At 40.9% G+C, this 2,461-nt stretch carries 3 protein-coding genes, 1 rRNA gene and 1 riboswitch; of the genes, 3 read left to right on the plus strand and 1 reads right to left on the minus strand.

Annotation, left to right across the window (positions count from 1 at the left end):
* From GGC63_RS34805 to GGC63_RS34125, 3 genes are all read left to right on the plus strand, one after another.
* Positions 1-229 (plus strand): hypothetical protein (locus tag GGC63_RS34805; RefSeq protein ID WP_225948699.1); only part of this gene is annotated, 229 nt, incomplete at its 5' end.
* Between the two features lie 340 nt (positions 230-569).
* Positions 570-712: riboswitch (cyclic di-AMP (ydaO/yuaA leader) on the plus strand.
* Positions 711-1,523, plus strand: a complete 813-nt coding sequence (locus GGC63_RS34120; RefSeq protein ID WP_192705993.1) for a stalk domain-containing protein — start codon at positions 711-713, stop codon at positions 1,521-1,523. (Overlaps the previous riboswitch by 2 nt.)
* 111 nt (positions 1,524-1,634) lie before the next feature.
* Entirely contained in the window at positions 1,635-2,330 is a 696-nt protein-coding gene (locus tag GGC63_RS34125; protein WP_412973912.1) for a polysaccharide deacetylase family protein, read from the plus strand.
* A 39-nt stretch (positions 2,331-2,369) separates the two neighbouring features.
* Here GGC63_RS34125 and rrf read toward each other — a convergent pair.
* Positions 2,370-2,461: ribosomal RNA gene (gene rrf / locus GGC63_RS34130) — 5S ribosomal RNA — on the minus strand; the annotation flags it as partial.

The raw sequence follows: 2,461 nt of genomic DNA on the forward strand, positions 1-2,461 counted from the left end.
CTTAAGCTCAAAATTCAATGCTAGCGAGAATTTTCATTCTCTGTTCAAACATTCACTCGTTGTTCAGTTTTCAAAGGACAATCTTCGTTCGTTTTTGACATCCGTCAAAAGCGACCTTTATAATATAACACATCTGCCTACTCAATGCAAGCTTTTTATGATTTTATTTTTAAGTTCTCTTTTGAACTCCATTCAAATCAGTAAGCCTGCCGACTGGGCAGAAACTTAATATATCACGAATACCGCATCTCTGCAAGCTTTCATTTTAATATATTCTAGTAACTCATTTCCGACTGCTAATGTTCCTATCTCTCATCTCTTTTTCGTTTACTTCCTTCCCATGTATTTCAGTACTCAACATTCCTATAGGTACTTTCTCTTTCTATAGGTTATAGAGAATACGAATTAGTACGAATTGACCTTTGGTAATAATAACTTTATGGCATCTAGCAATACACCTCAAAATATGTTATCGTTTTACCATTTCCCCGATAAAAAAGGACAACCGACCATAAATAGGGAGTTATTGGTTTTATTTGTGCATTGAACATCCTATTGTTCTATGGTAATTTCTAAAAATGCCGAATCAAACTTTTATTAATTGTTTGTACGGGGGACGATTTTCATGGGGTGAATGTTTGGGTTATCCAAACTAGGGAGAAACCTCTTCCCGAATCCGTCAACTAACCTCGGAGGCCCAAGGAGGGACTATGAAACATTTTGTAAAGAGTCTTACTTTGTCGTCTGCGTTATTCCTTTCGGTATTAACGCCTTTATCCGCAGCTCATGCTGCGATTCCGCATGACGACAGCTACAAAGTACAGGTCAATGATGAACTGATTGCGTTTCCAGACGCTCAGCCTTTTTTGGATGGCTCCGGTTCATTACAAGTACCTATTCGCTTTGTTAGCGAAAAGCTGGGCTATGAAGCCCACTGGGAGCAGACAGGTAAAGAACTAAAAATTACACTTAAAAACAAACAGAACAACGTTATATTTACCACCGGAGATTCGGCCGCCCTTGTTAATGACAAGCCGGTTACTCTTCAATCCGTTCCAACTCTGGTCGACGGAAGAGCCTATTTTCCTGTAAGAATGTTAGCTAGCGTTTTAAATATTCAAATGCAATGGGATCCTGCTAATCACATCGCAATTCTGGATGAAGACGGACGGTATCATGCTCCTGCTTGGTATGCCCCATCTTATCAAAAAGTAATTGAGGCAAAAGCTACCGCATACACTGGAGCTCCTTCTGAAAATGGAGGACACCCAAGCATCGATTATTTCGGTAATCCCCTTCAGGTTGGAACGATCTCAGTAGATCCGTCCATCATACCTCTAGGTACCAAGGTGTACATTGAAGGTTATTCCTATGATGGACTGCCTTCTGGAGGAATGTTCGCTACAGCTTCCGATACAGGCGGAGCTATTAAAGGGGACAAAATCGACATTTATGTTCCGGACAGTAAAGCTAAAGCGGATCAATTCGGAATTCAGCAAGTTAAAGTATACGTTATCAAGTAAATACCTTCTTGTCTCCCTTTGGCAGTTGCTTTATGGCAGCTGCCTTTTTGTATATTCACGCCCATATAAGAGAGACTAAAACCACATACAGTGGAGGGAGGGACTTCTTTGATCCGGCTTCTATCCAAACTATTGCTCTGTGGCTCTTTATTAACCCTTACTACGGCTGCAACCAGCAAGCCAAGCAGCGAGGTCGTTTGGAATGTAACTACCGACCAAAAGCTAATCGCCCTTACTTTTGATGACGGGCCTAATCCCGTTTACACTCCACAAATTCTCGATATACTGAAGCAGTATGAAGCTAAAGCCACTTTTTTTGTATTAGGTAAAAGGGTCCAAATGTACCCGGCTATAGCCATCCGTGAAGTGAATGAAGGCCACGAAATTGCAAACCATACCTTCGACCATCATTATTTAAAAAATGTCTCATCTGAAAAGCTAATCGAGGAAATACGCCAGACACAGGAAGTTATTTTCGATATTACCGAGCAAATGCCACATGTATTTAGGCCTCCAGGCGGTTTTTATAATGAAGCTCTTCTTAAGCTTACTAAGGAAGATAAGTTAACGGTAGTTATGTGGTCTTGGTATCAGGACACAAAGGATTGGAAGAAACCTGGAGTAGATAAAATCGTAAACACGGTCTTATCCAATGTTCATAATGGAGATATTATTTTGTTTCACGATCTGCAAGGGGATTGCTCTCAAACCGTAGAGGCATTAAAACGGATTCTCCCTGAGCTGAAAAAGCAGGGCTATCAATTCGTTACGGTTACTGATCTTATTGCTAAAAATAAAAGCAAATAAAAAAAGCAGCTGATCTGATTAAAAGATCAACTGCTTTTTGCTTGGCGACGTTCTACTCTCCCAGGACCCTTCGGTCCAAGTACCATCGACGCTGGAAGGCTTAACGTTCGTGTTCGGTATGGGTACGCGTG

Source organism: Paenibacillus sp. OAS669, from assembly GCF_014873645.1.
Taxonomy (GTDB): Bacteria; Bacillota; Bacilli; order Paenibacillales; family NBRC-103111; genus Paenibacillus_S; species Paenibacillus_S vulneris.